Source organism: Microbacterium foliorum (assembly GCF_003367705.1).
Classification (GTDB): Bacteria; Actinomycetota; Actinomycetes; order Actinomycetales; family Microbacteriaceae; genus Microbacterium; species Microbacterium foliorum.
Genome location: NZ_CP031425.1, coordinates 3,284,097 through 3,308,763 on the forward strand (window position 1 = coordinate 3,284,097; position 24,667 = coordinate 3,308,763).

At 70.2% G+C, this 24,667-nt stretch carries 20 protein-coding genes; 14 read left to right on the forward strand and 6 right to left on the reverse strand.

All coding sequences use genetic code 11. The annotated features are described in order from the left end of the window. Positions 1 to 26 precede the first annotated feature (26 nt). The 7 genes from DXT68_RS15485 (at position 27) to DXT68_RS15510 (ending at position 7,686) form a co-directional block, all read left to right on the forward strand. Positions 27 to 1,217 (forward strand): benzoate/H(+) symporter BenE family transporter, encoded by a 1,191-nt coding sequence (locus tag DXT68_RS15485; RefSeq protein WP_045253276.1) that lies wholly within the window; start codon positions 27 to 29, stop codon positions 1,215 to 1,217. 47 nt (positions 1,218 to 1,264) lie between these two features. Then, on the forward strand, positions 1,265 to 2,482 hold the full coding sequence (locus DXT68_RS15490; protein WP_045253275.1) for a hypothetical protein: 1,218 nt from the start codon (positions 1,265 to 1,267) through the stop codon (positions 2,480 to 2,482). A 235-nt stretch (positions 2,483 to 2,717) separates the two neighbouring features. Next, the gene (locus DXT68_RS15495; RefSeq protein WP_045253274.1) at positions 2,718 to 3,614 is read left to right on the forward strand and encodes an ABC transporter ATP-binding protein; all 897 of its coding nucleotides are present in this window, start codon (positions 2,718 to 2,720) and stop codon (positions 3,612 to 3,614) included. Beyond that, a complete protein-coding gene (locus DXT68_RS15500; protein WP_045253273.1) occupies positions 3,611 to 4,714 on the forward strand; it encodes an ABC transporter permease in 1,104 nt (367 codons plus the stop codon). The genes DXT68_RS15495 and DXT68_RS15500 overlap by 4 nt, the downstream gene beginning before the upstream one ends. 82 nt (positions 4,715 to 4,796) lie before the next feature. Then, positions 4,797 to 5,840: an ABC transporter substrate-binding protein gene (locus DXT68_RS17285; RefSeq protein ID WP_045253272.1), complete on the forward strand. Its 1,044-nt coding sequence runs from the start codon at positions 4,797 to 4,799 to the stop codon at positions 5,838 to 5,840. Continuing rightward, complete coding sequence (locus tag DXT68_RS17290; protein ID WP_045253341.1) at positions 5,813 to 6,925, forward strand: FecCD family ABC transporter permease; 1,113 nt, start codon at positions 5,813 to 5,815, stop codon at positions 6,923 to 6,925. Before DXT68_RS17285 ends, DXT68_RS17290 begins: the two co-directional genes overlap by 28 nt. Beyond that, complete coding sequence (locus DXT68_RS15510) at positions 6,922 to 7,686, forward strand: ABC transporter ATP-binding protein (RefSeq protein WP_045253271.1); 765 nt, start codon at positions 6,922 to 6,924, stop codon at positions 7,684 to 7,686. Before DXT68_RS17290 ends, DXT68_RS15510 begins: the two co-directional genes overlap by 4 nt. An 89-nt stretch (positions 7,687 to 7,775) precedes the next feature. On the opposite strand, the gene DXT68_RS15515 is transcribed toward DXT68_RS15510, so the two are convergent. Next, positions 7,776 to 11,330 (reverse strand): proline dehydrogenase family protein, encoded by a 3,555-nt coding sequence (locus DXT68_RS15515; RefSeq protein ID WP_045253270.1) that lies wholly within the window; start codon positions 11,328 to 11,330, stop codon positions 7,776 to 7,778. A gap of 145 nt (positions 11,331 to 11,475) precedes the next feature. Here DXT68_RS15515 and DXT68_RS15520 point away from each other — a divergent pair, with 145 nt between their 5' ends. The 3 genes from DXT68_RS15520 (at position 11,476) to DXT68_RS15530 (ending at position 14,784) form a co-directional block, all read left to right on the forward strand. Further along, positions 11,476 to 12,384 (forward strand): LysR substrate-binding domain-containing protein, encoded by a 909-nt coding sequence (locus DXT68_RS15520; RefSeq protein ID WP_045253269.1) that lies wholly within the window; start codon positions 11,476 to 11,478, stop codon positions 12,382 to 12,384. Positions 12,385 to 12,529: 145 nt separating this feature from the next. Continuing rightward, positions 12,530 to 13,117 carry a nitroreductase family protein gene (locus tag DXT68_RS15525; RefSeq protein ID WP_045253268.1) on the forward strand — a complete coding sequence of 196 codons (588 nt, stop codon included), beginning with the start codon at positions 12,530 to 12,532 and terminating at the stop codon, positions 13,115 to 13,117. Positions 13,118 to 13,272: 155 nt separating this feature from the next. Continuing rightward, a complete protein-coding gene (locus tag DXT68_RS15530) occupies positions 13,273 to 14,784 on the forward strand; it encodes an amino acid permease (protein ID WP_045253267.1) in 1,512 nt (503 codons plus the stop codon). A 263-nt stretch (positions 14,785 to 15,047) separates the two neighbouring features. Here the strand turns inward: DXT68_RS15530 and DXT68_RS15535 are convergent, their stop codons facing one another. Together DXT68_RS15535 and coaBC are read right to left on the reverse strand one after the other, a co-directional pair. Beyond that, complete coding sequence (locus DXT68_RS15535) at positions 15,048 to 17,219, reverse strand: ATP-dependent Clp protease ATP-binding subunit (protein ID WP_082068847.1); 2,172 nt, start codon at positions 17,217 to 17,219, stop codon at positions 15,048 to 15,050. A gap of 77 nt (positions 17,220 to 17,296) precedes the next feature. Further along, positions 17,297 to 18,511, reverse strand: coding sequence for a bifunctional phosphopantothenoylcysteine decarboxylase/phosphopantothenate--cysteine ligase CoaBC (gene coaBC / locus DXT68_RS15540; protein ID WP_045253266.1), 1,215 nt, complete (start codon positions 18,509 to 18,511; stop codon positions 17,297 to 17,299). A gap of 167 nt (positions 18,512 to 18,678) precedes the next feature. Here coaBC and DXT68_RS15545 point away from each other — a divergent pair, with 167 nt between their 5' ends. Beyond that, the gene (locus DXT68_RS15545; protein ID WP_045253265.1) at positions 18,679 to 19,428 is read left to right on the forward strand and encodes an NRDE family protein; all 750 of its coding nucleotides are present in this window, start codon (positions 18,679 to 18,681) and stop codon (positions 19,426 to 19,428) included. A gap of 84 nt (positions 19,429 to 19,512) precedes the next feature. On the opposite strand, the gene DXT68_RS15550 is transcribed toward DXT68_RS15545, so the two are convergent. Further along, positions 19,513 to 20,487 carry a GlxA family transcriptional regulator gene (locus DXT68_RS15550; protein ID WP_174233238.1) on the reverse strand — a complete coding sequence of 325 codons (975 nt, stop codon included), beginning with the start codon at positions 20,485 to 20,487 and terminating at the stop codon, positions 19,513 to 19,515. Between the two features lie 90 nt (positions 20,488 to 20,577). Between DXT68_RS15550 and DXT68_RS17115 the strand changes: the two genes are divergently transcribed. The 3 genes from DXT68_RS17115 (at position 20,578) to DXT68_RS15560 (ending at position 22,141) form a co-directional block, all read left to right on the forward strand. Next, positions 20,578 to 20,739, forward strand: a complete 162-nt coding sequence (locus DXT68_RS17115) for a hypothetical protein (RefSeq protein ID WP_167541585.1) — start codon at positions 20,578 to 20,580, stop codon at positions 20,737 to 20,739. 398 nt (positions 20,740 to 21,137) lie between these two features. After that, positions 21,138 to 21,431, forward strand: a complete 294-nt coding sequence (locus DXT68_RS17020; protein WP_045253263.1) for a hypothetical protein — start codon at positions 21,138 to 21,140, stop codon at positions 21,429 to 21,431. A 59-nt stretch (positions 21,432 to 21,490) separates the two neighbouring features. Further along, complete coding sequence (locus tag DXT68_RS15560; RefSeq protein ID WP_115760516.1) at positions 21,491 to 22,141, forward strand: hypothetical protein; 651 nt, start codon at positions 21,491 to 21,493, stop codon at positions 22,139 to 22,141. A 10-nt stretch (positions 22,142 to 22,151) separates the two neighbouring features. On the opposite strand, the gene DXT68_RS15565 is transcribed toward DXT68_RS15560, so the two are convergent. Continuing rightward, entirely contained in the window at positions 22,152 to 23,393 is a 1,242-nt protein-coding gene (locus tag DXT68_RS15565; protein WP_045252480.1) for a glycosyltransferase, read from the reverse strand. A gap of 11 nt (positions 23,394 to 23,404) precedes the next feature. Beyond that, complete coding sequence (locus tag DXT68_RS15570; protein ID WP_045252478.1) at positions 23,405 to 24,649, reverse strand: glycosyltransferase; 1,245 nt, start codon at positions 24,647 to 24,649, stop codon at positions 23,405 to 23,407. Positions 24,650 to 24,667: the final 18 nt, after the last annotated feature.

The following is a 24,667-nucleotide window of genomic DNA, read 5'->3' on the forward strand; positions in this document are numbered from 1 at the left end:
CCGCGGCACCCCGATACTCTCGGAGCATGCCGACCGCCGCACCCCTCTCGCGCCCGATCATGGCCGGAGTGGTCACCGCACTGGTGGGCTTCACGAGCTCGTTCGCGGTCGTGCTCACCGGTCTCGGCGCGGTCGGCGCATCGCCGGCGCAGGCCGCGAGCGGACTCCTCGCGGTCAGCCTCACGATGGGCCTGGCGTGCGTCGTGCTCGCCTGGCGATACCGGATGCCGATCACGGTCGCCTGGTCGACCCCGGGGGCGGCGCTGCTCGCCGCGACCGGCGTCGTCGACGGGGGCTGGTCGGCGGCCGTCGGAGCCTTCCTCGTCACCGCCGCACTCATCCTGCTCACCGCCCTCTGGCCCGCGCTGGGGGCGCTGATCGCGCGCATCCCGCCGTCGATCGCCCAGGCGATGCTCGCCGGCGTGCTGCTGCCGCTGTGCCTCGCGCCGATCACCGGGCTCGTCGCCAACCCGTGGGGTGTGGTGCCGGTCGTCGTCACCTGGCTGATCGTCGCCCGTCTCGCGCCGCGTTGGGCGGTTCCGCTCGCGTTCGTCGCCGCGGCGGTGGTGGTCGCCGTCTCGCTGATCCAGGCGGGTGCCCCCGTCGATGCGGGGCTGCTGATCCCTCGCCTCGAGCTCACCGCCCCCACCTTCACCCTCGGGGCGCTGATCGGGGTCGCCCTTCCGCTGTTCATCGTCACGATGGCCTCGCAGAACGTGCCGGGCATCGCCATCATGCGCAGCTTCGACTACGAGGTGCCCTGGCGCCCGGCGATGCTCGTCACGGGCATCGGCACGGCTCTGGGAGCGACGGCCGGCGGACATGCCATCAATCTCGCGGCGATCAGCGCGGCACTCGCCGCCTCGCCCGATGCCGACCCCGATCCGAAGCGCCGCTGGGTGGCGGGCGTCTCGACGGGCATCTCCTACCTCGTGCTCGGCGGCTTCTCCGCCGCGTTCGCGGCGCTGGTGCTCCTCGCCCCCGAGGCGGTGATCCCCGCGGTGGCCGGACTCGCGCTGTTCGCCGCGTTCGGATCGTCGGTGCAGCAGGCGATCGACGATCCGGGAGAGCGCATCCCCGCCGTCGTGACCTTTCTGGTCGCCGCATCCGGGATCTCGCTGTTGGGCGTGAGCGCGGCGTTCTGGGCGCTCGTCGCAGGGCTGGTGGTGCGCACCGCACTGCACGCCGGGCGGCACCGCGCGCGCGACGGCGGCTGAGGCGTGCAGCTGAGACCCCACGCTGACGGCTCGGCTAGCGTGGACGCGTGACCGCCCCCGCATCCGGCTCTGCGCCCGGCTCCGCACCCGGCCCCGCCGCCCGCGTACCCGCCGGCCACTTCGACGCACGTGCGCTGATCGATCCGGTGAATCCGGTCGAGCTGGACGCGTTCGTCCGCGCGCATCGTGCGGCGAACCCCACCTCCGTCGGGCAGATCATCGCCTGGGTGTTCGCGATCATCGCGCTGCTGTGCGTGGTTCCGGTGATCGGCGTCTTCGTGATGGGGTGGGGATATGTGATCGGCGGCGACATCGGCGTCGCCGTGGGCGGCGTGATCGCCCTGCTGCTGCTCGCGGGGATCATCGTCGGCCTCATCGCGCTGGTGCGCCGCGGCATCCGCACGCGCACCATCACCCGCTTCCGCCTCGCGCGCTTCGCCGGCGCGAACGCTCTGACCTACATCGAGCGGATCGACGCGCCTCCGCTGCCCGGGATGATCTTCTCGAACGGATCGAGCCGGATGTCCACCGATGTGCTGCGCGGGGTCGCACCCCGCTTCGTCGAGTTCGGCAACTACCAGTACACGACGAGCAACGGCAAGCAGTCCCAGGTGCACCGCTGGGGGTATGTGGCCGTCAAGCTCGACGTGCCGCTGCCGAACATCGTGCTCGATGCGCTCGGCAACAACGCCCTCGGCAGCTCGATGACCGCCGCGTTCAGCCGCACGCAGCGGCTGTCGCTCGAGGGGGACTTCGACAGGTTCTTCTCGCTGTACTGCCCGACGGGGTACGAGGCGGATGCGCTGTACCTCTTCACCCCCGATGTGATGGCGCGCTTCATCGACCATGCCGCGCAGCTCGATGTCGAGATCGTCGACGACTGGCTGTTCCTCTACGCGCGCCGGGAGGTGTCGACCCTCGATCCGGCGACCTGGGCGTGGTTGTTCGGCGCGGTCGGGGCTCTTCTCGGCAAGCTCGATCAGTGGGCGCGCTGGCGCGACGACCGCCTCCGGCTCGCGGCGCCGCAGCCGCAGCCCACGCCTCCGTCGATGGCGGCGCCCTCGCCCGAGCCCTCGGGTCAGCCGCTTCCGTTCGCCGCCCCCGCAGGAGTTCTCACCCCGCCCCCGCCGGGCGTCGCCCCGCCGGGCCGGCGGCTGAGGCGCCGCAGCCCGTGGCTGGTCGTCGGCATCATCGTCGGGGTGATGCTCATCGCGACCGCGGCCCCCTTCGCGATCGGGATCTTCTCGTTCCTCTTCCTCCGCTGAGGCACTCCCCCTCGTCTGGAGTCGTGGGGCCACTCCCCCGCACGGCGGACCCCGGCCGGGTCCGCCCAGGGGTCAGTGCGCCGCAGAGATCCGCCGCACGGGGGATGCCGCCGCAGCACACCGCGCCCTAGCGTGAAGGCATGCGATGCACTGAGCGAACCACGCGATGCACTGAGCGAACCACGCGACGCACTGAGCGAACACGTGTTGCACCGAGCGAACGGAGTACATCGAAGTGACCACAGGAAACCTCCTCCTCACGGGCATCACCAAGAGCTACGGCTCTCGGCGCGTGCTCGACGACATCTCCTTCGGGGTGACGCCAGGACGCCTCACCGGGTTCGTCGGCGGCAACGGCGCGGGCAAGACGACGACCATGCGCATCGTGCTGGGCCTGCTCAACTCCGACGGAGGCACCGTCGAGCTCGACGGCCGGCAGCTCACCAGCGCCGACCGCCGCCACTTCGGGTACATGCCCGAAGAGCGCGGTCTGTACCCGAAGATGAAGGTGCTCGAGCAGATCGTCTACCTCGCCCGCTTGCACGGCTTCAGCAAGCCGGATGCCACCAGCCGAGCAACCGCGCTCCTCACCGAGCTGGGTCTCGAGGAACGGCTCGGCGACACGATCGAGTCGCTGTCGCTCGGCAACCAGCAGCGCGCACAGATCGCCGCAGCGCTCGTGCACGACCCCGAGGTGCTGATCCTCGACGAGCCGTTCTCCGGCCTCGACCCGCTCGCGGTCGACGTCGTCGCCTCGGTGCTGCAGTCCTCCGCCGCGCAGGGCGCCTCGATCCTCTTCTCCTCCCACCAGCTCGATGTCGTCGAGCGCCTGTGCGATGACCTCGTGATCCTCGCCGGCGGCACCATCCGCGCCTCGGGCTCGCGCGACGCGCTGCGCGCCGAGCATGCGGGCAGCCGGTACGAACTCGTCTCCGCCGGCGATGCCGGGTGGCTGCGCAGCGAACCGGGCGTCACCGTGGTCGACTTCGAGGGCGGCTACGCCCTGTTCGACGCCGACGGAGCCGACACCGCGCAGCGCGTGCTGCGCACCGCCGTCGAACGCGGCGATGTCGCCAGCTTCGCCCCCAAGCATCCCTCTCTCGCCCAGATCTTCAAGGAGGTCATCCAGTGAGCACCCCGACCAAGACCGGGTCGCCGTCGCAGGCCCCGCTGATCTGGCTCGTCGCCGAGCGCGAGATCGGCTCGAAGCTGCGCAGCAAGGCCTTCCTGATCTCGACCGGCGTCCTGCTGCTGATCGCCCTCGCCGGCATCGTGATCGGCGGGTTCGCGAGCAAGAACACCGGCGCGGATGCCATGCCGGTCGCCGTGACCTCGCAGACCGCATCTGCGGTCTCGGCGCTGCCGAACGTGAAGGCCACCGAGGTGTCCGATGAGGCGGCGGCCGAGGAGCTCGTCCGCTCCGAGAAGGTCGACGCCGCCGTGCTGCCCGGCGACAACCCCTCCGGGTACACCGTGATCGCGCTGAAGGACGCTCCCAGCTCGCTCGTCTCCGCGCTCTCGCAGGCGCCGGACGTGCAGATCCTGGAGCCGGCGACCACCAATCCGCTGCTGCGCTACTTCATCGCGATCGCCTTCGGCATCGTGTTCATGGGGGCGGCGGCGACCTTCGGCGGAACGATCGCGCAGAGCGTCGTCGAGGAGAAGCAGACCCGCGTGGTCGAGATCCTGCTGTCGGCGATCCCGGCGCGCACCCTGCTCGCGGGCAAGGTGATCGGCAACACGATCCTCGCGATGGGGCAGATCCTCGCCCTCGCCGCGATCGCGACCGTGGGTCTCATCGTCACCGGCCAGAACGCCGTGCTGTCGACCCTCGGCGCCCCGATCATCTGGTTCGCGGTGTTCTTCCTGTTCGGATTCATCCTGCTCGCGGCGATGTTCGCGGCGGCCGCCTCGATGGTCTCCCGTCAGGAGGACATCGGCTCGACGACCACCCCGATCACGATGCTGATCATGGCGCCATACGTGCTCGTCATCGTCTTCAACGACAACCCGCTGGTGCTGACGATCATGTCGTACGTGCCGTTCTCGGCTCCCGTCGGCATGCCCATGCGGCTGTTCGTCGGCGAGGCGCAGTGGTGGGAGCCGCTGCTCAGCCTGGTCATCCTGCTCGCGAGCTGCGTGGCGGCGATCGTGATCGGCGCGAAGATCTACGAGAACTCGCTGCTGCGCATGGGGACCAGGGTCAAGCTCGGCGAAGCGCTGCGCGGCTGACGACGCAGACGAGGGCCTCGAAGATTCGCACTGACGCACAGGTAAGGCTAACCTTATGAGGTTGTCTACTTAAGGAGCACCTGTGCGTCAGCGAGCCGTGGTCGGCCTCACCCTTGCAGCGGTATTCACGGTGGGGCTCTCCGGATGCGGAGCCTCCGAGGCGGTCGAGCCGGCGGCGAGCGCGGCGCCCGGACAGGGCTCGACGGCCTACCCGGTAACCATCGAGAACTGCGGCGTCGAGGTGACCGTCGACGCCGCCCCGCAGCGGGTCGTCTCGCTCGATCAGAACTCGACCGAGATCCTGCTGTCTCTCGGGCTCGAGGATCGCCTGGTGGGCACGGCGTCGTGGACCGATCCCGTGCTCGACTCCCTCGCGGAGGCGAACGCCGAGGTGCCCCGACTGGCCGACAACGCCCCGACCTACGAGGTCGCGCTGGGCGCGGATCCGGACTTCGTGACCGCCTCGTTCGGCCGGCATTTCGCCGAGGGCGGCGTCGCCTCACGAGACAGGTTCGCCGAGACAGGGGTCTCCACCTACCTCTCGCCGACGGACTGCGACAACGGCACCAGCATCAACGGGGGCGGAACACGCACGACAGCGCTCACGATCGATGCGCTGTATGCCGAGATCACGGAGCTGGGCGAGATCTTCGACGTCTCGGATCGCGCGGATGCCCTCATCGCCGACCTGAAGACGCGCGCCGAGGCCGCGACCGCCGGCGTCGATTTCGGAGGCGCGACGGTGGCGTTCTGGTTCGCGGACACCAAGACGCCCTACGTCGCGGGCGGTCTCGGCTCGGCCGCGCTCCTGTCGTCGATGACGGGTCTCGACAACGTCTTCACCGAGCTCGACGACGACTGGCCCGCGACCACGTGGGAAGAGGTCGCCGACCGCGATCCGCAGGTCTTCATCCTCGGCGATCTTCAGCGCGACCGCTTTCCCGGAGACCGCCTGGACGACAAGGTGGCGTTCCTGGAATCCGACCCCCTGACGAAGACCATCGGCGGGGTGCGCGCCCAGCACTACATCGCACTCCACGGCGCCGAGCTGAACCCGTCGATCAGGTTCGTCGACGGCCTCGAGAAGATCAAGGCGTGGTGGGTCGAGCACGAGGGCGAGCTCTGACCCCCACCGCGCGGACGGCTCCTCCCGAACACCCGTCGAGAGAAGCCTCCCCGCGCCCCCTGCGCGCCCATCGCCTCGGAACGTCGAGTGCGCTCGTCGTCGCCGGGCTCCTCCTTCTCGTCGTGTCGGTCGGGGTGGCGATCACTCTCGGGCCCGCAGACATCCTGATGGTCAACGTCCGCGACATCGTCTCGAACCATCTGGGCCTGACCGACATCCCGGTGAAGGCGTCGAAGGACGCGATCGTGTGGGAGGAGCGCCTGCCCCGGGCCCTCGTCGCCGCGGCGTGCGGCGCCGGGCTGGGGCTCTGCGGCGTCATCATGCAATCGCTCCTGCGCAACCCGCTCGCCGACCCGTTCATCCTCGGCATCTCGTCGGGCGCTTCCACGGGCGCGGTCGCCATCGGGATCCTCGGACTCGGCGGCGCGACGATCGGCCTGTCCGGGGGCGCCTTCGTCGGAGCCCTCGTCGCGTTCGGACTGGTCCTGCTGCTCGCCCGTCTGTCCGGCGGCGGAAACGACCGCGTCGTACTCGCGGGCGTGGCCAGCACCCAGCTGTTCTCGGCCCTGACCTCGCTGATCATCTTCGCCTTCGCCGACTCCGACGAGACCCGCGGGGTGATGTTCTGGCTGCTCGGCTCGCTGGAGGGAGTGCGCTGGGACGACGCCGCGCTGTCGGCGAGCGTGGTCGCTGCGGGCTCGCTCCTCTGCCTCCGCTACGCCCGCACGCTCGACGCGTTCACGTTCGGCGATGATGTCGCGGCATCACTCGGCATCCACGTGGCCAGGACCCGGGCGGTCCTGCTCGTGACGACCGCTCTCATCACCGCGACGCTGGTGAGCATCGCCGGAGCGATCGGATTCGTCGGCCTCGTGCTGCCGCACGCCGCACGCCTGATCGCCGGCGCGCGCCACTCCCGTCTGATCCCGGCCACGGCGATCATCGGAGCCGTCTTCATGGTGTGGGTCGATGCCGGGGCCCGCGTCGCGTTCTCCCCCACACCGCTCCCGGTCGGCGTCGGGACGGCGCTCGTGGGAGTCCCCGTGTTCATCGCCCTGCTCGCACGCAAGAGGAGACGCGTATGACGCTCCGCGCCGAGAACGTGTCGTGGAACCGTGGCGGCACCCTCGTCGTCGACGGGGTCACGGTGCACCCGGAACCCGGGCAGACCGTCGGCCTGCTCGGACCCAACGGCTCGGGCAAGTCGTCGCTGCTGCGACTGCTGCACGGCCTGGTGCGACCGACATCGGGACTCGTCACGCTCGACGGGGCCGACCTCACCCGGATGCCGAGGCGTCGCGTGGCGAGATCGGTGGCCTCCGTGACCCAGCACGCCGACACCGACGTCGACATCACGGTGCGTGACGTCGCTCGACTCGGCCGCATCCCCCATCGCTCACCCCTGGGCAGCGCCACCGCCGCCGATGAGGCCGCAGTGGACCGGGCCCTCACCCACGTCGGCCTGCTGCGGCAGGCCGACCGCCTCTGGCACACCCTCTCGGGCGGCGAACGCCAGCGCGCACAGATCGCCCGTGCTCTCGCGCAGGAACCCCGCGAGCTGCTCCTCGACGAACCGACGAACCACCTCGACATCCGCCACCAGCTCGAACTGCTCGACCTGGTGTGCGCGTTGCCGATGACCACCGTCATCGCCCTGCACGACCTCAACCTCGCGGCGATGTACTGCGACATCATCGTGGTGCTGCGCGAGGGCCGCGTGGTGACCGCCGGGGCGCCGTCCGAGGTGCTGACGGCCGAGCTGATCCGCGACGTCTACGAGGTGACGGCCGACGTCGACCTGGATGCCGGAGGACGCCCCGCCATCACCTACCGACGACGCGCGTGAACTCGACCAGGGCGGGATCCCCTCGGATCCCGCCCTGAACCGCGTCAGATCTGCCCGTGGAGCACGGTCGGATCAGGCGGTAGAACGCGTCAGATCAGGCCGTCGGACAGGGTCGTAGGGTTGCCGAATCGGTGGTTCGTGATCGACACGGCCTGTTCGTGCAGGAACGGCAGCATCTCGACCCGGCCGGCACCCGTGACGGCGTGCGACCAGACGGCGACGTCCGGAGTGCCGCCGAGGGCTTCGAACAGCGCCGACGCATCGCCGCCGACCAGACGCACCCGCTGCCAGCTGTGCTCGGCCTTCGCCGCCGCCTTCGCGAAGCGGGCGACCCACGCCGCATCCTTCTCGTGCTTCACCGTCACCCCGTGCGCACGCAGCGCCTTCTCGACGCGCGAGGGCAGGGCGGATGCCGACACCGTGAACGGGCTGCCGCTGCGCAGCGCCGCGACGATCACGCGCAGCCCGTCGACCAGCGGCGCCGCCTCGCCGATGCGCACGTCGGCGGCGACCGGACGGTAGCGGAACACGTTGCGCTCCACACCGAGGCCCGACTTGTCGCTGACGATGCCGAACTCCGTGGTCCAGGCCTGCTCGTCCGCCGCGGCGGCGCGGTGCAGCCACTCGATCTCGACCGCGTCGAGGTCGCTCGCCGCAGCCGTGAGCACGGTGTCGACGACGGGGGTGAGGGCGGCGCCCGCCGCGGCGGCGGGCAGCTCGGCCGGGCGCCAGTCGCCGAGGCCGAACAGGTAGTTGGGCCCGCCGGCCTTGGCGCCGGCTCCGACGGCCGACCGCTTCCAGCCGCCGAACGGCTGCCGCTGCACGATGGCGCCGGTGATGCCGCGGTTGACGTAGAGGTTGCCCGCCTCGACACGGTCGAGCCAGGTGGCGACCTCGTCGGAGTCGAGCGAGTGGATGCCGGCGGTGAGGCCGTAGTCCACGGCGTTCTGGAGGCGGATGGCCTCGTCGAGGTCCTTCGCGCGCATGATGCCGAGCACCGGTCCGAAGAACTCGGTCAGGTGGGTGGTGGATCCCGGAGCGACGCCGATCTTGACGCCGGGGGTCCACTGCATCCCCTCGTCGTCGAGCTTCTTCGGCTCGACGAGCCAGCGCTCGCCCTTCTCCAGCGTGGTGAGAGCCGTCAGCAGCTTGCCGTTCGCCGGCTCGATGATCGGACCCATCTGGGTCGCGGGGTCGTCGGGCAGCCCCACCCGCATCGAGGTCACGGCGTCGACGAGCTGACGTTCGAAGCGCTGCGAGTCGGCCACCGACCCGACCAGGATCGCGAGCGACGCCGCCGAGCACTTCTGCCCGGCGTGGCCGAAGGCGCTGCGGGCGACATCGGCGGCGGCGAGGTCGAGATCGGCCGACGGGGTGACGATGATCGCGTTCTTGCCGCTCGTCTCGGCGAGCAGCGGCAGGTCGGACCGGAACGAGCGGAACAGCTGCGCGGTCTCGTAGGCGCCCGTGAGGATCACCCGGTCGACCTCGGGGCTCGCGACGAGGCGCGTGCCGAGGTCGCGGTTCGCGAGGTCGACGAGCGCGAGCAGGTCGCGGGGCACGCCGGCGGCCCACAGCGCCTCGACCATGACCGCGCCGCAGCGCTGGGTGAGCTTGGCGGGCTTGATGACGACGCCCGAGCCCGAGGCCAGACCGGCGAGCACGCCGCCCGCGGGGATCGCGACGGGGAAGTTCCACGGCGGCGTGACCACGGTGATCTTCGAGGGCACGAAGTCGGCGCCCGTCACGGCGTCGAGATCGAGCGCGCGCTCGGCGTAGTAGTGCGCGAAGTCGATGGCCTCGGAGACCTCGGGGTCGGCCTCGGCGATGGTCTTGCCCGCCTCGTGCGCCATGATCTCGATCAGCTGTCCACGGCGCGCTGCGAGCTCGTCACCCGCCCGGTGCAGCACGGCGGCACGCTCGGCGGCCGGCAGAGCCGCCCACGTCGCAGCGGCGGCGGATGCGGCGGCGAAGACCCCGTCGAGCTCGTCGGCCGACTCGACCCTGGCGCGCGCGATGGCGTCGATTCCGAGTGTCGAGTCGACCGAGCGCTGCAGGATCTCGCGCCCCCAGGCGCGGTTCGCCGCGATCGCGGGGTCGCTGTCGGCCTGGTTGGCGAAGCCGTTCCGGATACCGGTCCCGATGCCCGTGGTGACGGCATCCGCCTGCGCGGTGCTCTCGGCCGCACGGTTCTGCACCCGGTTCGACGAGGGCACGGATCGGTCGGCCTCGAGGCCCGCGAGCGAGCGCTCGAAGCGCTCTCGTTCGCGGGCCAGCAGGGTGGGGTCCGAGGCGAGCTCGAACACGGCGGACATGAAGTTCTCGGGGCTCGCGTTCTCTTCGAGTCGGCGCACCAGGTAGGCGATCGCCACGTCGAACTCGGCCGGGTTCACGACGGGGGTGTACAGCAGCAGGCGGCCGACGTCCTTGCGCACGGCCTCGGCCTGCCCGGTCGCCATGCCGAGGAGCATCTCGTACTCGACCGCATGGGTCACGCCGCGCTCCTGTGCCAGCAGCCAGGTGTAGGCGATGTCGAACAGGTTGTGCCCGGCGACGCCGATGCGCACGGCATCCGTCCGCTCGGGGGTCATCGACCAGTCGAGCACGCGCTTGTAGTTCGTGTCGGAGTCCTGCTTGGTGCCGTAGGTCGCGAGCGGCCAGCCGTGCACCGCCGAGTCGACCTCCTCCATCGCGAGGTTGGCGCCCTTCACGACGCGCACCTTGATCGGCGCGCCGCCCTTGGCACGGCGGGCCGCGGCCCACTCCTGCAGGTGCTGCATCGCACCGAGCGCGTCGGGCAGGTAGGCCTGCAGCACGATCCCGGCCTCGAGGTTCTCGAGCCCCGGCTGGTCGAGGATGCTGGTGAACGCCGCGATCGTCAGGTCGAGGTCGCGGAACTCCTCCATGTCGAGGTTGATGAACTTCGTGGTCCCTGAGCCTGACGAAGGGCCTGAGCCTGACGAAGGGCCTGAGCCTGACGAGCCCGAGGCTTCGGAGGCCGCGGCGAGCTCGTAGAGGGGGGTGAGCTTGCTGACGACGTCGGCGACGGCCTCGTCGAACGACCACATCGACAGCTGGCTGACGACGCTGGAGACCTTGATCGAGACGTAGTCGACGTCCTTGCGGGCGAGGAAGTCGTAGGTGCCCTGCAGGCGGCGGCCCGCTTCGCGCTCACCGAGCACGGCCTCGCCGAGGAGGTTGAGGTTCAGACGGTTGCCGCTCTTGCGCAGTCGGGCGATCGCGGGCCCGAGCTTCGACGGCGTCGCGTCGAGCACGAGGTGCCCGACCATGGCGCGCAGCACGCGGCGCGAGATCGGCACGACGACGCCCGGCAGCTTCGGCGCCCAGAACCCGCCGGCCTTGATCGCGGCGCGCAGGTAGCCGGGCAGCAGCGAGGGGGTGATCTCCGAGAGGTCGGCGAGCGCACGGCCGGCGACGCTGAGGTCTTCGGGGCGCATCACGCCGTCGACGAAGCCGACCGTGAACGCGAGCCCGTTCGGGTCCTTGAGCACCTCCGAGAGGCGCTGGGCGGCGGGCTCGACCGGGTGGGTCTCGCTCTCGGCGAGCCAGCGCTGCACCAGCGCGGCGACGTCCTCGGTGCGCGGGGTGGCGAGGGGAGCGGTGGTGTCGGCGGCGACAGTCATCAGGGAACCTTCCGGGGGATCGCACACCCGGGATCGTGTGCGGCTCGATCATTGTCCGGCGCGCGCGTAGGCTACGTCTATCAACCGATTCGGCAGCATTCTGTTCAGTCGGACTGAACGATTCGGATGACCGGAAAGAGGGCGCATGCTCGACGTGCAACGGCTGCGGATGCTCGTGGAGCTGTCACGCCGGGGAACCCTGTCGGCCGTCGCCGACGCCCTCTCGTACAGCAAGGCGTCGGTCTCGCAGCAGCTCAGCGCGCTCGAGCGCGAGGTCGGCGTCCCGCTGCTGCGCAGGGTCGGCCGCGGAGTGCAGTTCACCCCTCAGGGAAACGTGCTGGTAGCCGAGGCCATCGGCATCCTCGACCAGCTGGAGCATGCCGAGGTGGCCGTCGCCGAGTCACTGACCGAGGTCACCGGAACCGTGCACATCGCCGTCTTCCAGTCCACCGCGCACGCGCTGCTCCCCGGGGCGCTGGCCACGCTGCGCGAGCAGCATCCGGCCCTCCGCGTGGAGGTCACCGAGAGCGATCCCGAAACCGGACTCGTCGGCGTCTCGAGTCGCGACTTCGACCTCATCCTCGCCGAGCAGTACCCGGGGCGCACCCGACCGATCCACGCCGACCTCGACCGCCTGGTGCTCGTGCACGATCCGATCGCCCTGGCCCGCCGGCCCGGCACTCCCGAGGGGACCGACCCCGTCGCCGCGCTGTGGTCGACCAGAGACCAGCCGTGGGTGCTCGAACCCGCGGGCACCGCCTCGCGCGCGTGGGCGGAACAGCTGTGCCGCACCGCCGGCTTCGAACCCGACGTGCGCTTCGAGGTCGCCGACCTCACGGCGCATGTGCGACTGATCCGCGCCGGACTGGCCGTCGGTCTGCTGCCGGGCCTCGTCTGGGCGGGAGAGTCGCCGACGGTGTCGCTCACCCCCCTGCCCGACGAGCCGCGCCGCGAGATCTTCTCATCCACCCGCCGGGTCTCGGTGGCCGCGCCCTCGATCCGCGCGGTGCGGCGCGCCCTCGCCTCCACCGCCGAGCGCATCCTTCCCGGCTGAACGCATCCGAGCCTTCGCTCGATCCCCGCCTGAGCACATCCGAGACATACAGCGTCATCCGGGAATATGCGTGAGCATGGACTTGTTGTGCCCGACGTACCGCGGACGAAGGAGTCCGTCCGACTCCTTTCCGAAAGGCACTTCCATGAGCACTCCTGTGATCGACCGCACCGCCCCCACCGAGCACCCCGTCCTCGACGTCCTCGCCGGGCGCTGGAGCCCTCGTGCCTACGACGCGCAGAACACGATCGACGACGCCAAGCTGAACGCCGCTCTCGAGGCCGCCCGCTGGTCGCCTTCGGCCTACAACATGCAGCCGTGGCGCTTCATCGTCGCCCGCCGCGGCACCGCGCTGTTCTCGCAGGTCGTCGACTCGCTCGTCGAGTTCAACCAGCTCTGGGCCTCGAACGCGTCGGCGCTGATCGTCGCCATCGCCGAGACCGAGTCCGAAGACGGCAGCGCCATCAGCCACGCCGTCTACGACCTCGGCCAGGCCGTCGCCCACTTCTCGGTGCAGGCGCACCACGAGGGACTCCTCGTGCACCAGATGAGCGGCTTCGACCCCGAGGTCGTCCGCGAGTTCGCCGACCTCGACCCCCGCTTCACCGCCATCACCGTCATCGCGGTCGGCGAGCTGGGCGACGCCTCGGGCCTGCCCGAGGGCCTGCAGCAGGGCGAGACCGCCCCGCGCGTCCGTCGCCCGATCAGCGAGACCGTCATCCTCAGCGCCTGACGCTCAACCGCATGAAGAGGGGCGCCGTCCGACATCCGGACGGCGAGACCGTCATCCTCAGCGCCTGACACTCAGTTGCACCCGGAAGGGCGTCGTCCGACATGCGGACGGCGCCCTTCTTCTGTGCACCCGCACGCCCTCCTAGAATCATGCGCATGGCTCTTCAGCGCAGGATCAAATCCGTCGAACGGTCGATGGCCGAGACGCACGACGAGAAACGGTCGCTGAAGCGCTCGCTCGGCGTCTGGGACCTGGCCGTCATGGGTGTGGCCGTCGCCGTCGGCGCGGGCATCTTCTCGGTCGGCGCCGAAGCGTCGGCGCGGCATGCCGGCCCCGCGGTGATCATCTCGTTCATCATCGCCGCGGCCGTCTGCGGCCTCGCGATCCTCTGCTACGCCGAGTTCGCCTCGTCGATCCCGGTCGCCGGATCCGCCTACACGTTCACGTATTCGACCCTCGGCGAGTTCCTCGCCTGGATCATCGGCTGGGACCTCATCCTCGAGATGCTCATGGCGTCGGCCGTGATCGCGAAGTACTGGGGCGTGTACCTCGGCGACGCGGTGTCGCTGTTCGATCTCGAGATCTCCATGACGCTGCAGCTCGGGCCGCTGTCGTTCGACTGGGGCCCCGTCTTCATCGTCGCGATCTTCACGGTGCTGCTGGCCCTGGGTACGCAGCTGTCGAGTCGGGTCAACAGCGTCTTCACAGTCATCAAGGTCGCGATCGTGCTGTTCGTCATCGTGGTCGGCATCTTCTTCGTCAAGGGCGCGAACTACTCCCCGTTCGTGCCGCCGGCGCAGTCCGGCGCCGCGTCGGAGAGCGCGTGGACGCAGTCGCTGTTCTCGTTCCTGACCGGCTCGGACCCGACGATGTACGGCGTCTTCGGCATCCTCAGCGGTGCCGCACTGGTCTTCTTCGCGTTCATCGGATTCGACGTCGTCGCGACCAGCGCCGAAGAGACCAAGGACCCCAAGCGCACCGTGCCGCGCGGCATCATCCTCGGCCTCATCATCGTGACCGTGCTCTACGTGGCGGTCGCGATCGTGATCACCGGCATGGTCTCGTACACCGAGCTCGCGAAGCTCGACGAGCCCTCGCTCGCGAGTGCGTTCGAGCTGGTGGGGGCCACGTGGGCGGCCCAGGTCATCGCCATCGGCAGCCTGGTCGGCCTGACCACCGTCGTCATGGTGCTGCTCATGGGACTCGCCCGCGTCGTCTTCGCGATGAGCCGTGACGGCCTGCTGCCTCGTGCGCTGAGCGTCACCGACGCCAAGCGCGGCACCCCCATCCGCATCCAGCTGATCGTCGGCGTCGTGATCGCGATCATCGCGGGCTTCTTCGACGTGCAGGTGCTCGGCGACATGATCAACATCGGCACCCTGTCGGCGTTCGTTCTCGTGAGCATCGGCGTGCCGATCCTGCGCAAGACCCGCCCCGACCTCGAGCGCCCGTTCACGGTGCCGCTGTCGCCGTGGCTGCCCTGGATCTCGGCCCTGGCCTGCTTCTGGCTGATGCTCAACCTCAGCACCGAGACCTGGGTGCGCTTCGCGATCTGGCTCGCGATCGGCATGATCATCTACTTCGCCTACTCACGCCGTCATTCGCTGATCGGGCGTGAGCTCGAGGGCGATGCGCTCGGCGGCATCCGCAGCGAGCGGCTGAAGTAGCGCAGCCCGGACACCCTCCCTCGCCCCCGGTCCCTGAGCGCCCTTCGTCTCGTCGCTGCGCCCGGTTCCTGAGCGCCCTTCGTCTCGTCGCTGCGCTCCTCGCTCAGGAACCGCGGAGCCTCACCCTCGCCCCCGCTCCCTGAGCGAGCGGAGCGAGACGAAGGGCGCACCGCGGTCCCTGAGCGCCCTTCGTCTCGTCGCTCCGCCCGGTTCCTGAGCGAGCGGAGCGAGACGAAGGGCGCTCAGGAACCGCGAAGCGCGCCCTACTCGTCGAGCGGTTCGGGGGACGTCGAGGTCAGCACGAGGCCCGAGCCGTCGACGGCCACGTCGACGCGCACCGTGTCGCCGTCGTGCACGCCACCGGCGAGCAGTGCCGTCGCGAGCTTGTTCTGCACCTCGGTCTGGATCAGCCGACGCAGCGGCCGCGCGCCGAACATCGGGTCGTACCCGCGCTCGGCGAGCCATGACCGGGCGTCAGGGGTGACCGCGAGCGTGAGCCGTCGATCGCGCAGCCGGTCATGCAGCTGATCGACCGAGAGCTCGACGATCTGCGCGAGGTCGTCCTGGCTGAGCGCCGAGAACATGACGATGTCGTCGAGCCGGTTCAGGAACTCCGGGCGGAACGCCTGGTGCACGAGGGTCATCACCTGCTCCCGCTTCTCGTCGGGCGACAGAGTCGGATCGATGAGGATCGGCGAGCCGAGGTTCGAGGTGAGGATCAGGATGACGTTCGTGAAGTCGACCGTGCGCCCCTGTCCGTCGGTCAGTCGACCGTCGTCGAGCACCTGCAGCAGCACGTCGAACACCTCGGGATGCGCCTTCTCGACCTCGTCCAGCAGCACCACGCTGTAGGGGCGACGGCGCACGGCCTCGGTGAGCTGGCCGCCCTGCTCGTAGCCGACGTAACCGGGAGGGGCGCCGACGAGGCGGGACACCGAGTGCTTCTCGCCGTACTCCGACATGTCGATGCGCACCATGGCGCGCTCGTCGTCGAACAGGAAGTCGGCGAGCGCCTTCGCGAGTTCGGTCTTGCCGACGCCGGTCGGCCCGAGGAACAGAAACGATCCGGTCGGTCGACCGGGGTCGCTGATGCCGGCCCGCGAGCGCCGCACGGCGTCGGACACCGCCCTGACCGCGTTCTTCTGACCGATGAGGCGGCGTCCGAGTTCGGACTCGAGGTGCAGCAGACGCTCGCTCTCGCCCTGCAGAAGACGCCCCACCGGGATGCCGGTCCACGCCGCGATCACGGCGGCGATGTCCTCGTCGGTGACCTGCTCGTTGACCATCCGTCCCTCGGTCGAGACGGCGGCCTCGGCTTGCTCGGCTTCGGCGATCTCCTGCTCGAGGCGCTTGATCGTCTCGTATTCGAGCTTCGACGCACGGGTGTAGTCGGCCTCGCGCATCGCCAGGTCGCGCTGCGTGATCGCGTCGTCGAGCTTCTTCTTCAGATCGCCGACCCGATTGAGTCCCTGGCGCTCACGCGCCCACCGCTCCTCGAGGTCGGCGAGCTGGGCCTCCATGCCCACGAGCTGCCCGCGGAGCGCGGCGAGGCGCTCCTTCGAGGCGGCGTCCTTCTCGCGCTTGAGGGCGAGCTCCTCGAGCTTCATCCGGTCGACCTGGCGCTTGAGCTGGTCGATCTCGACCGGCGAGGAGTCGATCTCCATCTTGAGCCGCGACATCGATTCGTCGACGAGGTCGATCGCCTTGTCGGGCAGCTGGCGCGCGGGAAGGTAGCGGTTCGACAGTGCGGCCGCGGCGACGAGGGCGCTGTCCGAGATGGTGACACCGTGGTGCGCCTCGTACCGACCCTTGAGCCCGCGGAGGATGGCGATGGTGTCTTCGACAGTCGGCTCGCCGACGTAGACCTGCTGGAAGCGGCGTTCGAGGGCGGCATCCTTCTCGATGAACTCGCGATACTCGTTCAGGGTGGTCGCGCCGATCAGGCGCAGCTCACCGCGGGCGAGCATCGGCTTGAGCATGTTCGACGCGGCGACGGAGCCTTCGCCGCCGCCCGCGCCCATGAGCACGTGCAGCTCGTCGATGAACGTGATGATCTGCCCGTCGGATTCGGTGATCTCCTTGAGCACGCTCTTCAGGCGCTCCTCGAACTGCCCGCGGTACATGGCACCGGCCACGAGGGCGGAGATGTCGAGGGAGACCAGGTCCTTGCCCTTGAGCGACTCGGCGACGTCGCCCGCGACGATGCGCTGGGCGAGCCCTTCGACGACGGCCGTCTTGCCGACGCCCGGCTCTCCGATCAGCACCGGGTTGTTCTTGGTGCGGCGGGTGAGCACCTGGCTGACACGCCGGATCTCCCCGTCTCGCCCGATCACCGGGTCGAGCTTTCCCTGACGCGCTCGCTCGGTGAGGTTGATCCCGAACTGCTCGAGGGCGGACTGCTGGTCGTCGTTCTGTGCGCTCTGTGGGCCTGGCATGTGTTCCTCCTGGGAGACTCCTTCTGGTCGCGTTCAGGTGAATGCGGTTCTCAAAGTTGAGTGGATGTGACTCAAGTTTATCGCAGAGTCAGCACCGCGTCCAGGATCCCTCTGGCGACCTCCCGCTTGGTGCCCGCCACGGATGCCACGACCTCACCGCCGCCCCCGACGATCTCGACCGCGTTGTCGGGCCGCTCGAATCCCTGCTCCGCGTTCACGAGATTGACGGCGAGCAGGTCGACGCCCTTGCGCTCGCGCTTGCGGCGAGCGCGCTCCCGCCGCTCGTGCGCATCCGGGGAGGTCTCGGCCGCGAACGCGACGATCGTCTGCCCGGCCGGTACCGCGCCGTCCGACCGCAGCGTCGCGAGGGCGGCGACGACGTCTTCGTTCTCGACGAGATCGAGGCGGGTCAGTGCGCCCTGCTCCTTGGTCAGCTTCTGGTCCGCGACCGAGGCGGGACGATGGTCGGCGACCGCCGCGGCCATGATGACGATGTCGGCGTCGCGCGCGGCATCCTTCATCGCGGTGGCGAGCTCGGCAGCCGTCCCCACCGGAACCACGCGCACCGACGGATGCCGCGCACCGGTCAGGATGTCGTCCGAGATGTTCGCGGCGACGAGCGTGACCCGCGCACCACGAGCCGCGGCCTCGGCCGCCAGCGCGACTCCCTGTCTGCCGCTGGACCGGTTGCCGAGGAATCGCACGGGATCGATGGGCTCCCTCGTCCCTCCCGCCGAGACCGCGACGCTCATGCCGTCGAGGTCGCGCGGGCCGAGCAGCGCGATCGCCGCCTCGAAGATCTGCTCGGGCTCCGCCATGCGCCCGGGGCCGCTGTCGCCGCCGGCGAGCTCGCCGTCGGCCGGTCCGACGAGGTGGATCCCGCGGCTGCGCACCGTGACGATGTTCGCCCGGGTGGCCGCGTTCCGCCACATCTCGGCGTGCATGGCCGGTGCGAGCAGCACCGGCGCCTCGGTGGCGAGCAGGGTCGTGCCGAGCAGATCGTCGGCGATGCCGGCGGTGATCTTGGCGATCGAGTTCGCGGTCGCCGGAGCGACGATCACCAGATCGGCGCCCTGCCCGAGCGCGACGTGCCGCACGCGGGCGACGTCGTCGTGAACGCTCGTCGTGACGGGGTGCCGACTCAGCGCCTCCCACGTCGGCGTGCCGACGAAACGCAGCGCGTCTTCGGTCGGCACGACGGTCACGTCATGACCCGCCTTGGTCAGCAGCCGCACCAGGTGCACTGTCTTGTATGCGGCGATGCCACCTGTAACCCCGACGACGATGTTCACGCTTCGATTCTGCCGCAGCATCGGCGCCGCCGGGCCTGCGCCCGCGTGCCGCCGGTCCCGCACCTGGGACTGCGCCGGCGCTGGGCCCGCGCCTGGCCCTGGGCCCGCGCCTGACCCTGGGCCTGCGTGTGGGCCTGGGCCTGCGTGCCGCTCGTAGACTGGGCACCGTGTGCACCGTCGTGATCGATGTCGCCGACTCCGTGACAGCCCGGCTGCTCGCCGTGCGTGACGAGGATCCGCAACGCGAGTGGGATGCTCCGGGCGAATGGTGGCCGGATGCCTACCCCGGCGTCTCCGGCATCCGCGATCGTCGCGCCGGCGGCGCCTGGCTCGCCACCGACCCCGCGGCGGGTCGGCTCGCGGTGCTGCTGAATCGCGCCGACGTCGTCGACCTTTCCGAGGATGTCGCGGTGTCGCGCGGCTCACTGGTGCTGGAGTCCGTGTCGGGTCGGCTCCCGGTCGCTCCGCTGCCGATGCACGGGTTCAACCTGCTCGACGTGGGGCCCGAGGGCGCGCGGGTGATGAGCTGGGACGGTGTCGAGCTGCGCGAGACGCCGATCGGCCACGGCGTGCACATGATCGCGCACGACGACCTCGACGACCTGGGCACCCCACGCATCGCCGCCTGGCTGCCCGAGTTCCGCGCGTTGGGCGCCCCCGAAGGCGCCGCGGACGGAAGCGCCGACGGCAGGGCGGACCACAGCGCGGACGACAGCGCGGACTGGTCCGTCGCCTGGACGTCGCTGCTCGCCTCGTCGGCCGGACTCGCCCCGGAGGACGATCGCGCGATCATCCGCGACAACCGTCCGCACGGGTACCCCACGCAGTCGCTGCTGTACTGCCTGGCCACCGTGACGCCGGGCCATGTCGAGCTCGACTACCGCGCACTGCCTCGACCAGGACACTGGACGCACTGACACAACGCACTGACAGGACGCACTCCGGGATTCGCCCCCGCGATGGCGGCGGGAGCGCGCGGAAGTCAGACAGCGGTCAGGCGGTCAGGCGGCGGAGAATTCCGTCTCGTCAGCGCACGAGAAGCGCGCGCGGTAGGCGGTCGGCGTGGTGCCGAGAACCCGCGAGAAGTTCTGTCGCAGCACCCCCGCGGATCCGAATCCGCACTCCTCCGCGATCCGGTCGAGCGACAGCGCGCTGCGCTCGAGCATCCGCTGCGCGTGCAGCACCCGCTGGCGGCCGAGCCAGGCGGCCGGAGTCGCTCCGTACTCGGCCTTGAACCGGCGCGCGAACGTGCGGGGTGACATCAGGGCGCGGGCCGCCAGCCTCTCGATGCCGAGGTCTTCACGCAGGTGCTCGACCGCCCAGTCGGCGACGGCGGCGAGCGAGTCGCTCGGCACGACGGGGATGGGGCGATCGATGAACTGCGCCTGCCCGCCGTCGCGCTGCGGGGGCACGACCATGCGGCGGGCGATGCGGTTGGTCAGCTCCGCACCGAGCTCCTGCCGCAGCAGGTGCAGGCAGGCGTCGATACCGGCCGCGGTTCCCGCGCTCGTGATGATCCGCTCGTCCTGCACGAACAGCACGTCGGGGTCGACATCGACGAGGGGATACATGTCGGCCATGACGTCTGCGTACATCCAGTGCGTCGTCGCCCTGCGCCCGTCGAGCACACCCGCCGCTCCGAGGATGAACGACCCGCTGCAGATCGTGAGCACCCACGCCCCGCGCGCGACCGCATCTCTGGCGACGTCGATCAGCAGCGGATCGATCCGCCCCCAGTACTCACGCGGCACAGGGCACAGGATCACCAGGTCGGCTTCGTAGGCGAAGGAGAGATCGTGCTCGACGTTGAGGGAGAAGCCCATCTTCGATGCGACGGCACCGGGACGCGGCGCGACCACCCGGAAGTCGAAGTTCGGGACGCCGTCGTTCGAGCGATCGAGACCGAACGCCTCGCACGCCAGGCCGAACTCGAAGGGCGCGAAGCCGTCCTGCACGACACAGGCGACGGTCTTCATCATGGCGTTCTCCTCGGTTGGCAGGTTTCCTACGTCCGCAGCCCATTCTGCCACTCGTGGCAGATCAAGGCTGAACGTAGCGTTTCTGCCATGCTTCTTCTCCTCGCTCTTCTCGCCCTCGCACTCTGGGCCGCCATCGCCACGATCGTGGAAGTGCGGCGCGACGGATACCGACAGACCCCCACCGACTGGTCGCGCGTCGGGGAACCTCGCGCTCACGACCGCGCCGAATCGGGACACGTCTACCGCTGACTCTCGCCACACGGGTCGCCCGCGGCTACGCTCGCACCATGAGCGAGCCCGACCAGCCTCCCGCCCAGCCGCACGGCGCTCCTTCGCAGTTCCCCACCGCCGCACCCCAGCCACCTGCGGGCCCGACCCATCCCAGCGCAGGCGCACCGCATTCAGGCGCACCGCATTCAGGCGCACCGCATTCAGGCGCACCGCATTCAGGCGCACCGCATTCAGGCGCACCGCATTCAGGCGCACCGCATTCAGGCGCACCGCATTCAGGCGCACCGCATTCAGGCGCACCGTACCCGGGCACTCACCCCGGCGCTCCTCCCCGCTCGTCCGGTACGCACGCCGACGCTCAGCCGAGGTCGGCGCGACCGGATGCCGCATCCGCCTCCGGCGGATCGCTCGGACGCGTGGCCTTCATCGTCGCGCTGGCGGCGCTGGGCATCGGGCTTCTCATCACCCTGTCCTTTCCCGTCGCGGTCCGCCTGCTCGACGACGCGTCGGCGATCGGAGTGTTCGGCGCGATCGGCAACCTCGTCGTGCTGGTGGCAGCAGTGGTCGCCGTGATCCTCGGGCTGATGTCGGTGCGCCGACCGGGGCAGCAGATCCTCGCCGGCATCGCGATCGGCATCAGCGCATCAGCGATCGCCACCATCGTGGTCTCGTGGGCGTCCAACCTCGTCTTCGCCCTCGCCTACTCCTGACCCACGCCTGACCCACTCCTGACCCACGCCTCACCCACGCCTCACCGGAGACACAGACCATGAGCGAACCCCGGCCCCACGACGCGGCTCCCCCGCTTCCCCCACTTCCCCCGCAGCAGGGCCAGACCCCTCCTTCTGCACCCCCGACCGACGCACCGCCGCACACGCAGCAGAGTCAGCCACCCACACAGCCGGGCCAGCCATACGCGCAGGCGGGGCAGCCGTACGCACAGCCCGGCCAGCCCTACGGCTCGCCCGGTCAGCCGTATGCCCAACCCGGTCAGCCCTCCGCGCAACCCGGGCAGTCCTACGGCCCACCCGGTCAGCCGTATGCCCAGCCCGGCCAGCCCTACGGCTCGTCCGCAGCATCCGAGGCACCCTACGGAGGTCCGTCGAGCGACGCCGGCAACCCCCTCGGGCGCCTCGCATTCATCGTGAGCGTGGTCTCGGTCGCGGTGGGCTTGGTCTCCCAGCTGCTCGCGCCGCTGCTGTACGCCAGCGTCGGTGTCGGGGTGACGAGTGCGGTGCAGGGCGTGCTGAGCTTGCTCGTGTTCGCGGGCGCGGCCACCGGCCTCGTGCTCGGCATCGTCGCACTGCGGCGACCGGCGCCGCGTCTGCTCGCGGCGATCGCCGTCGGAGTCGCGGCGCACAGCGTCCTCGGCACGGCGGTCGCGTTCATCGCGAGCCTGTTCTACAGTCTCGGATTCTGACCGGCACCGCTCAGCCCGCGAGCACCCGCTCGTAGATCTCGATCATCGCGGCGGTGCGCGACGACTGTCGGAACGCCTCCGACACCTCGCGCATCGGCACCGGTGCGGTGCCGGCCGCGATGTCGGACACCGCGCGGCGCAGGGTTTCGGCGAGCGCGGTTCTGCGCTGATCCTCGGTGCCCGACGCACCGGGCACCGCCCAGAGCCCCCCACCGAGCTCGGCCGCGATGTCAGGATCGCTGATCACCGAGGGGGTGCCGAGCGTCGCCGCCTCGAACGGCGTCATCCCCTGCGTCTCGAAGCCGATCGAGGTCTGCACCAGCGCATCCGCGGCGGCGATCCGCGCCAGCGTCTCGGGGTAGCTGAGCTTTCCCGCGAACCGTACGCCGCGCACACCCGACACGATCTTCTCCGCCGCCGCGCGCTGTGCGCCGCCGCCGATGATCTCGAGCTCTGCGTCCACGCCCGACTCGACGAAGGCGTGCAGGAACGGCAGCAGGCGCTTCTCGGGGCTCATGCGTCCCAGCCAGACCAGACGGGGGCGTCCGGGTGCGCGCTCAGGCGGGGCCGCCGCGAGCGTCGCCTCGCGCACCTCGTCGTCGATGCCGTTCCAGACGACATCCACGGGACTGAACACCCCGTGCTCCTCGAGGCGGCGGGCGAAGTGCGTCGACGGCGCAGTGACCGCAGATGCCCCCCGGGCGATGCCCCGGAGGAACGCCCACCCGTCACTGTCGCGGCCAGAGCTCGTGATGCCGGTGCCGGATCCGTCGGGAGCGATGCCGGCGACGCGGCGCAATGCACGACGACGCCACAGGTTCAGCACCGCGAGCACGGGTCGATGCAGCGGTGTCACGGCTGCGATGCCGACGTCCACGCGGTTGTGCATGGTGTGCACGACCGGGATGCCGTGTCGTGCCGCGTACCGGTGCCCGATGAACGCGCCCCAGAAATCCGCCTGCACGTGCACCACATCGACCGGGGGCCGTCGCGTCATCGCCTGATCGAGGACCGTGTCGGTGCGGCGCCCCGGCCAGCTCATCGAGTACTCGCGGTCGGTCGTGATCGGCACCGACGGAAGATCGATGTTCGCAGGATCGGCGGCGTTCCTCACGCGCGGACCGTGCATCCTCGGCGCGACGACGGTCACCGTGTGCCCCGCGCGTTCGAGGTGGCGTCGCTGCAGCCGCATCGACACCTGCGCCCCGCCGAGCGAGTCGAGGTGCTGGTCGCCGACGAAGACGATGTGCATGGCGCGCCCGATCACTCGGGCAGGGGCTCGTCGCGGTAGAGCGCCTCGAACGTGTCGAGCGTGCGGTTGATGTCGTGGATGATGACGCCGTCGAGCGATGCCTGCTGCATCCGCTGGTACTCCGTCGCATCGGCGGTCAGCACGTCCGTCAGTCGCGCCGCGAGGGCGTCGGAGTCGCCGGGCTCGAAGAGGTAGCCGTTCTCGCCGTCGTGCACCAGATGCGGCAGCGCCACGGCATCCGCGGCGACGATCGGCAACGCCGAAGCCATGGCCTCCATCGTCGCGATCGACTGCAGCTCGGCGATCGAGGCGATCGTGAACACCGAGGCGCGCGACAGCAGGGCGCGGAGCTCCTCGTCGCTCGTGCGCCCGTGGAAGGTCACCCGGTCGGCGAGGCCGAGCTGCACGGTCAGGTTCTCGAGCTGCTTGCGCTGGTCTCCGCCGCCGACGATGTCGAAGGTCGCGTCCAGTGCGGGGTCGAGCTTGGTGATCGCCTCGAGGATCACCTCGACCTGCTTCTCGGCGGTCAGACGGCCGACGAAGATGATCCGGTTCTTGTCGCGAGGGCCGATCACGGGCGTGTACTGCGCGCGGTCGATGCCGCAGCTCACCGGGATCACGTTCTCGACAGCGACGGTCCGCTCGAGGAAGTCGGCGGCGCGACGAGTCGGCGTGGTGATGGCGCGCGTCAGGGCGAAGGTCCGCTTCGCGTCGCCCCATGCCCACCGCAGCACGAGGTCGTCGACCCACTTCGGCATGGTGGTGTGGTCGAGGATGTTCTCGGCCATCACGTGGTTCGTCGCGATGACGGGGATGCCGCGTTCGTGGGCGATGCGCGCGAGACCGCGGCCGATCACGATGTGCGACTGGATGTGCACGACATCGGGCTGGACGCTGTCCATGATCTTGCGGGCGTAGTGCTTCACGCGCCACGGCCAGACGAAGCGCAGCCAGTCGTGCGGTGCCCAGCGCACCGACGGCAGCCGGTGCAGGGTCATCGGCTCGCCTTCGATGACCTCGGTACGCGCGGGCGTGCGACGGTAGACGAGGTTGGGGGCGACGACGTGGACGTCTTCACCGCGCTGCACGAGACCGGCCGCGAGACGTTCGGCGAATCGTGCGGCGCCGTTGATGTCGGGGGCGAAGGTGTCGCATCCGATGAGGATGCGCAGTGGCCGCGACCCGGACACGGACACGGACACGGCGTCGGGGGCGGCGTCGGGGGAACCCGTCGGATCGGAGGGAGAGGAAGACATTCTGCCTTACGGTACGGC